6 protein-coding genes are annotated in these 8,061 nt (G+C 42.3%); all 6 read left to right on the top strand.

Annotated elements, in window-relative coordinates; genetic code table 11:
• Nucleotides 1-39 precede the first annotated feature (39 nt).
• The 6 genes from dnaN (at nt 40) to ACTQ50_RS16260 (ending at nt 7,397) form a co-directional block, all read left to right on the top strand.
• The gene (dnaN, locus tag ACTQ50_RS16235; RefSeq protein ID WP_441485050.1) at nt 40-1,155 is read left to right on the top strand and encodes a DNA polymerase III subunit beta; all 1,116 of its coding nucleotides are present in this window, start codon (nt 40-42) and stop codon (nt 1,153-1,155) included.
• 128 nt (nt 1,156-1,283) lie between these two features.
• Complete coding sequence (locus tag ACTQ50_RS16240) at nt 1,284-1,499, top strand: RNA-binding S4 domain-containing protein (RefSeq protein WP_021924414.1); 216 nt, start codon at nt 1,284-1,286, stop codon at nt 1,497-1,499.
• Nucleotide 1,500: 1 nt separating this feature from the next.
• The gene (gene recF / locus ACTQ50_RS16245; protein ID WP_441485051.1) at nt 1,501-2,589 is read left to right on the top strand and encodes a DNA replication/repair protein RecF; all 1,089 of its coding nucleotides are present in this window, start codon (nt 1,501-1,503) and stop codon (nt 2,587-2,589) included.
• A 104-nt stretch (nt 2,590-2,693) separates the two neighbouring features.
• Nucleotides 2,694-5,297 carry a hypothetical protein gene (locus tag ACTQ50_RS16250; RefSeq protein WP_441485052.1) on the top strand — a complete coding sequence of 868 codons (2,604 nt, stop codon included), beginning with the start codon at nt 2,694-2,696 and terminating at the stop codon, nt 5,295-5,297.
• Between the two features lie 199 nt (nt 5,298-5,496).
• A complete protein-coding gene (rsmA, locus tag ACTQ50_RS16255) occupies nt 5,497-6,372 on the top strand; it encodes a 16S rRNA (adenine(1518)-N(6)/adenine(1519)-N(6))-dimethyltransferase RsmA (protein WP_441485053.1) in 876 nt (291 codons plus the stop codon).
• A gap of 575 nt (nt 6,373-6,947) precedes the next feature.
• Nucleotides 6,948-7,397 (top strand): DUF1002 domain-containing protein, encoded by a 450-nt coding sequence (locus ACTQ50_RS16260; protein WP_441485054.1) that lies wholly within the window; start codon nt 6,948-6,950, stop codon nt 7,395-7,397.
• Nucleotides 7,398-8,061: the final 664 nt, after the last annotated feature.

Raw genomic sequence — 8,061 nt, forward strand, 5'->3', positions numbered from 1 at the left:
GAAAAACCCATTTTCTCCAGAAAGGAAGTTATACACATTATGAAAATCATTTGCTCCAAAAGTAATTTGTTGAAGAGCGTCAGCATTTCCTTAAAAGCTGTACCATCCAAAACAACAATGCCAATTCTGGAATGTATTCTGATCGATGCAACAACCAACCAGATCAAATTCACTACCAATGACATGGAACTTGGAATCGAAACCATCGTTGACGGTACTATAGAAGAAAAAGGAATGGTTGCTCTGAATGCGAAGATCTTCTATGAAATTATCCGAAGACTTCCAGACAACGATGTTACCATTAAAACTGATGAAAAATTTGCTGCAACCATCACCTGTGAGAAAGCGAAATTCAATATTCCTGGAAAATCAGGAGAAGATTTCGCATATCTTCCTTTGATTGAGCGAGATGAACCATTAACTATCTCTCAATACACATTAAAGAATATGATTTATCAGACAATATTCTCAATTGCAGTCAACGATAACAACAAATTAATGACTGGTGAGCTGTTTGAAATTAAGGATAATTGTCTGAAAATTGTTTCCCTGGACGGACACCGTATTGCAATCCGCAAAATGCCTCTGAAAAAAGACTATTCTGACCGCAAGGTTGTAGTTCCAGGAAAGACTCTCAATGAGATCAGTAAGATCTTATCCGGAGAAATGGATGATGTAGTCAGCATTTTCTTTACCAATAATCATATTTTATTTGAATTTGACCAGACTATGGTAGTTTCCCGTCTGATCGAAGGCGAATATTTCCGTATTGACCAGATGCTTTCCAGTGATTATGAGACCAAGCTTTCCATTAACAAAAAAGAATTCCTGGATTGTATCGACCGTGCCACACTTCTTGTAAGAGAAGGAGATAAGAAACCGATCATTATCCATATTACAGATGACAGCATGGAGCTGAAGATTGATTCTGCAATGGGTTCCATGAATGAGGATATTGACATTGAGAAAGAGGGAAAAGATATCCTGATCGGATTTAATCCCAAGTTCCTGATCGACGCATTGAAGGTTATTGATGATGAGACCATTGACATTTACCTGGTAAACCCGAAAGCACCTTGTTTTATCAGGGATGAAGAGGAAACTTACACCTACCTGATCCTTCCGGTTAACATAAATCAGAACCAGGCGAGATAATTGTTGCGGGTTAAAGTGCGAAGCGCAGCGGATAATTGGAAGAGTAATGGAAGTGAAGACGGATGGCAGATCGGGGCTTGGAAGAATGAACAGCTGTTATCATCTGCCAGAAGAGTGGAGGCAAAAAATTGGAAATCAGAATCAGAGATGAATTTATCAAGCTGGGACAGGCGTTGAAGCTTGCAGACCTTGTTTCAGACGGTGTTGAAGCAAAATATGTGATAAACGACGGACTTGTAAAAGTAAATGGAGAGGTGGACACCCGAAGAGGCCGCAAGGTATATGGCGGTGACGTTATTTCCTATAATGGCCAGGATGTGAAGGTTCTGTCAGGAAACGAATAAAATGGCCTATATTGAATCCATAAAATTAAGCAATTTCAGAAATTATGAATCGCTGGAGCTTTCTTTTGACAAGGGAACCAACATTTTCTACGGGGATAACGCCCAGGGAAAGACGAATATCCTGGAATCTGTCTATCTGTGTGGAACCAGCAAGTCCCACAAGGGCAGCAAGGACCGGGAGATCATCCGGTTTGACCAGGAGGAATCCCATATCCGCATGATGGTTGGAAAAGATTCCATGTCCTACAAGATTGACATGCACCTTAGGAAAAATAAAGCCAAGGGCGTGGCCATCAACGGGCTTCCCATAAAGAAGGCAAGAGAGCTTCTCGGTGTTGTGAATCTGGTTTTCTTTTCCCCCGAGGACCTGAATATTATCAAAAATGGTCCGGGAGAGCGGCGAAGATTCATGGACGCGGAGCTTTGCCAGCTGGATAAACTGTATCTCACAGATCTTGCCGGATACAATCATGTGCTGAACCAGAGAAATAAGCTGCTGAAGGATATGTATAAGCAGCCGGATCTTGGGGCGACTCTTGATGTGTGGGACATGCAGCTGGTAAATTATGGCCGTAAGATCATTGACAAAAGAAGAGAATTTGTGGAATCCCTGAATGAGATCATTAAGGAGATCCACAGAAATCTCACCGGCGGTATCGAAAATATCGAAGTAATTTATGAACCAAGCGTGGAAAGCCAGGCTTTGGAAGAGAGCCTTTTCCGCAACCGTGACCGTGACCTTCGGATGAAAATGACCTCGTCCGGACCACACAGGGATGACCTGATGGTGGCGGTAAACGGAATTGATATCCGCAAATATGGTTCCCAGGGGCAGCAGAGGACAGCAGCCCTTTCCCTGAAGCTTTCAGAGATTTATCTGGTGGAGAAGATCATTCATGACAAACCGGTTCTGCTTCTGGATGATGTACTTTCTGAGCTGGACAGCAGCCGTCAGAATTATCTTCTGGAGAGCATTCATGATATCCAGACCATGATCACCTGTACAGGTCTGGATGATTTTATCAGTCATCAGTTCAAGATCAATAAAGTGTTTCACGTTGTGGCAGGACAGGTTTACTTGCCAACGTGAAAAACAAGGGCATTTTTTTGAGTGCGGCGAGGGCTGCGCTGTTGATAAATTAACTTGCTAAGTATTATACGATATGCTACACTGGCATTAACTATGGAAAGTTGGTGAAAAATTTGGACAAAGAGGAATTTCGGGTTAAACTTGAAGAGATTAACCATTTAGTAGAACAGAAAGACTATAAAGGAGCCATGAATGTGGTAGACAGCATTGACTGGCGCCGTGTAAAAAATGTTCGTACCCTTTGTGTAGTTGGTGAGATCTATGCTGCTAACAAACGCTATGAGGACAGTAAGGAAATTTTCCTTCTTGCTTATCACAGAGCCTCCATTGGTAAGAACATTCTTTATCGTCTGGTAGAGGTTTCCCTGAAACTGGGCGAAATTTCTGAGGCTGTAGAATTTTATCAGGAGTACAGGGAAGTTGCACCAAATGACAACACCCAGTATATTCTGAAATATAAGATCCTGAAAGCCAAGAAAACTCCTCTTGCAGAGCAGATCAAGGTTCTGGAAGAGTACAAGGAGAAAGAATTCACTGAGAAGTGGTCCTACGAGCTTGCCAAACTGTATTATCAGGATGGGGACAAGGAGAAATGTCTGGAGCTTTGCAATGAGATCATTCTCTGGTTCAACGAGGGCAGCTACGTAATGAAGGCCATGGACCTGAAGCAGCGTATGGGTGTCCTGACTGGTGAGGAAAAAGAGCGGTATGAAGAGCAGTTTGTACCGAAGCTTCTGAAACCGGAAGATGCAGATAAAGTACAGGAAGAAGAGAAGGCTCAGGAAACTCAGAATGATGATAGCATTGAGAGTATTCAGATCAAGAGTGAGGATCTGGACGGAGTAGAGAGTCTTCAGGACAAGATTTCCAAAGGACTTCGTGATATTTTCGGAAACCGTAAGATGGACGAGACTGAGGAAAGCATTGTTTCTTCCGAGGAGAACAAGGAAGTTCAGGAGGAGATGCTTCGTGATCCGGCTTCTGAGAAGGAATATGAGAGTGTTCCAGAGCTTGAGCCTGAGACTGGCAAGGTGAAGGAGCCAGTTGTGGATGCAGTTAAGGAATCTGCAGATCATGAGAGCGAAGTGAAAGAGGAAGCGGCTGCTTCCGAAGAAGTGCAGGAAGAAACCGAAAGTGCTGCAAAGGCAGAGGCACCTTCCGCAGAAACTCTGAAAATGCCTACACTGAATATTCCGGATTCCATGAAAAATATGGCCGTAGAAGAGGTGGAGGTACCGAAGGCGCCTGCACAGAATAATCTTTTCAGCGATGCGACGGAAGAGAAGGAAGAAGTAGAAGAGATTCCGGCATTTGATTTCTCAAACTTTAATCTGGAGGATACCATTCTGGCAGCAGCTACTGCCCAGGGAATTGAAATTCCAGATGAGAAGCCTGACGAAGCGAAGGTAGAGGAAGAGAATAAAGAGATTGCCCAGGCGGCAAAAGAAATTTCCATGAAGCCTCAGAAACCTGTTGAAGAAGAGAAGGATGAGGAAATTCCGGAAGAAGTGATCCAGCCGGAGGACGAAGAAGTGGAAGAGGAACCGGAAGAGAAGAAGCCGGTTGTGGAGCTTGAGGAAGAAGAGTTCCTTTCCGAAGAGGATCTTCAGGCTGCTGAGGATGAATTTTTTAATGGACCAGCAGGCCGTAAGGAGGAACCTTCCGATGATTCTATGTCTGAAGATGAATTTATCGCCAAACTTCTCAAGGAGAGCATTGGTGAGGATGAAGATGTTCCGCCAGTGATCGATGAGGAGAAAGCTGGATCTGAGAAAGAGGCAGAGGATTCCGAAGAGGAAGATTCTGATGAAGAATTAGGGGACGAAGACTTTGATTTTGACCAGGATGAGGAAGAAGAGTCTGACAAGCCGCTTTCCGAGGAGGAAGAGCTTGAGCAGTTTATCGATTCCATCCAGCCGAAGGATAAGAGAAATCCTGTTGATATTGTTCCAAGAGAAAAAGCGCTCACAGATGACGAGAAAAAGCTGTTTACATATTTTGTAAAGGTTCCGGGAATGAAAGAGCAGCTGATCAGTGCACTTTGCGATGTGCAGATGGCAGCAGCAGATAAAACATCCAAGACCGGAAACGTGATCGTCATGGGTGGTAAAGAAACTGGTAAGACCAGACTGATCGCCAGCCTGATCCCGGCAATCTGTAAAGAACTGAATCTGCCGGCTTCCAAGGTTGCTTATGTATTTGCAGATCAGCTGAACGAGATGGATATTGCCAAAGTGGTAAATAAACTTCGCGGTGGTTTCCTGGTAATCGAGGGTGCAAACCAGCTTACACAGGAGACAGTTGATATTCTGGATAAAGCTATGGAGTTCCGCACAGACGGACTGACAGTGATCATTGAGGATGAGAAGATCGGAATGCGCAAGCTGATCGCAAGATTCCCGAAATTTGCCAAGAAGTTTACCTCTATGATCAACATCCCGGTATTTACCAATGATGAGCTTGTAAACTTTGCAAGAGTTTACACCAAAGAAAACGGTTATAAGATCGATCAGATGGGAATGCTTGCATTGTACAATCTGATCGGTGTGAACCAGAAGGAAGACCAGCCGATGAACATTGGGGCTGTTAAGGAAATGCTTGACGCAGCAATGGCGAAATCCCAGGGTGGACTTCTGAAATTCAACAAGAAAAAGAGAGTAGACCGTGACGGATTTACGGTTCTCTATGAGAAAGATTTTGCAAAATAAGTGATAAGGATATGTCGCCCGGTCTCCGTGCCTGCGGCACTCCCGTAACTGCCGACCGAATTCGTAATCCGGGCTATAGCCCGGATTACGAATTCGGTCCAGCCTGGACCATATCCATAAATTTGCTCATGCAAGCATGGCTCATTTATGGCTGCCGTCCAGGAATTTCAAAAAATATAAAAAGAAAGAGGAAATTAACATGACCAGACCTTATTTAGGAAACCCGAAATATACCATTGAAGTTCTTCAAAAGTATAATTTTGCTTTCCAGAAAAGGTTTGGTCAGAATTTTCTGATCGATACCCATGTTCTGGAGAAAATCATAGAGGCTTCCCAGATCACCAAGGATGATTTTGTCCTGGAGATCGGACCTGGTATAGGAACTATGACCCAGTATCTGGCTGAGGCTGCCAGAGAAGTGGTGGCGGTTGAGATTGACAAGACTCTGATTCCCATTCTGGAAAACGATACGTTGAAGGATTGGGATAATGTAACTGTGATCAACGAGGATATCCTGAAAGTGGATATTGCGGCGCTGGCCCAGGAGAAAAACGGCGGTAAGCCAATCAAGGTGGTTGCCAATCTGCCCTATTACATTACCACACCGATCATTATGGGACTTTTCGAAAATCATGTTCCAATCTCTTCCATCACCATTATGGTGCAGAAGGAAGTGGCGGACAGAATGCAGGTTGGACCTGGAACCAAGGATTACGGGGCATTGTCACTGGCTGTTCAGTATTATGCCAGACCGCAGATCATTGCAAATGTTCCGCCTAACTGTTTTATGCCAAGACCGAAGGTTGGAAGTGCAGTGATCCAGCTGGTGAGATACGAGGAGCCACCGGTGCAGGTGGATAATGAGAAGCTGATGTTCCGTCTGATCCGGGCGTCCTTTAACCAGAGAAGAAAAACGCTGGTAAACGGACTTAAGAATTCCCAGGAGCTTGATTTCTCAAAAGAGGAAATTGAGAAAGTTATGGCAGAGACCGGAATTCCGGTGAATGTGAGAGGCGAAGCGCTGACATTGAAGGAGTTCGCGGATTTGGCGAATGCGTTTAATAAATTAAGATAATAATGAAAGTGATAAAAGCGGGGCGAGGGCTTCGCTTTTGTGATTTACGCGATAGGCGAGCCAAAGTCCATGCTTTGCAGCAAATAAAAATCACCCGGTGGCTAGACGGGTGATTTTTATTTTGTCTCAAATATATTTTTTAAAAGGAAGGAGAGTCAATCACGTTTCCGTGATCGACATATGAAAAAGAAATTTTATAAAAATAATGTTGGCTGTTATTATTTTTATGATGCTAGTATATCGGGAAAGTTTGAAAGAATCGTGTTTATCTTATGAAAAATTAGTGAACGAAATTAAAAAGATTTGTAACCGACGGCAAAATAGGGCTGTTTTTGGGAATTAATTATAAAAAGATCATAAAGTTTTTAGATACATTTTACAAATGAAGAAGAAAGGTGTAGTATAATAAAACAATAATTTGAGGCACAGAATCAAATTATTGCGCTACGCAATGGAGCTGTACACGGAGTTTACGGTTCCATATTTCAGTAGTTTGTGAACAGAATATGAATCGTTGCTGGTCAGCTTATGAACAGGGACCAGCAGCGCCAATTGTGAATCAGGAGGTAATGATCATGATAAAAATGAAAAAATCAGCAGCACTTATTCTTGCAGGAGTTCTTGCATGTTCCATGCCAATGCCGGTTATGGCATCCAGTGATACAGAAGTTGTAGAAAGTCTTCTGGACAGCGGAATTGATTTTCTTGCTTCCGATCCTGGAAAAGCAGTAGACATCATTATGTATGCAAAGGATCTGGTAGACCAGCAGAATATTACAGATGATCAGGTAAGAAGTGCCGTTACTCAGGCAGCAGACCATTTCGGGGTATCCCTTTCCGATTCTGACGTAGATTCCCTTGTTTCAGTGGTACGCAAGGTTCTGGATGCGAAGATTGATGAGGATGCACTTAGAAGTGATGTAAACTCTGTTTACAATAAGCTCCAGGATATGGGCGTTACCAAGGACGATGCCAAGGGACTTGTTGCGAAACTGCTGGATTTTGTAAAAGGATTATTCGAATAAGAATAAGAAAATGTGCAAAATGTATAACTTTACCAAGCTAAAGCAAAAATGAGAATGTGGTAATTTTATAAAAAAAGAGGAAAATGAAAGAATAAATTGTGCAAATAAGACAAAAGTTCATTATTCGTTTGTGATTTGTTCATACTTTATTCATAAGTGTCTGGTACTATATAATCAGTTCGAAAGAACATACACAGAAGACGTTGTAATGACACCATTACACATAAAATTTTTTCATAATAATCGCCCCGGCAGCCACTGCCGGGGCACTCCTCGTTTTAGGGGGATTTTTTATGTAATATTCTGTTACATAAAAGTATTTCTGGATAGGATCCAGAAGCGGTGGAACTGTTTTTATGAAAATTTCTAAGGTCAGCGGGAATTGTGCTGAAAGAAAGGAATGGTTCTATTTTTTGCAATTACATAAATACGCAATTTTTATTAATATAAAAGAAATAAGTTCTAGTAAAATTTGATTATATTAATGCTTTGAATGAAATAAATAATGATTAAAATAAACGCTTGAAATAAGAACTCCTTCTAAATAGAAGGGGTTTCAGATTGTAGACAAAGCCCTGCTTTTGCAGGGTTTTGCTATTGTTGGAACCGCTTTTCTGATATAATAAATATCAGAAGGGCGGTGTTTTTTATGATGACGAAAAAT

The sequence above is a fragment of the Blautia sp. Sow4_E7 genome, assembly GCF_052116245.1.
Classification (GTDB): Bacteria; Bacillota; Clostridia; order Lachnospirales; family Lachnospiraceae; genus Blautia_A.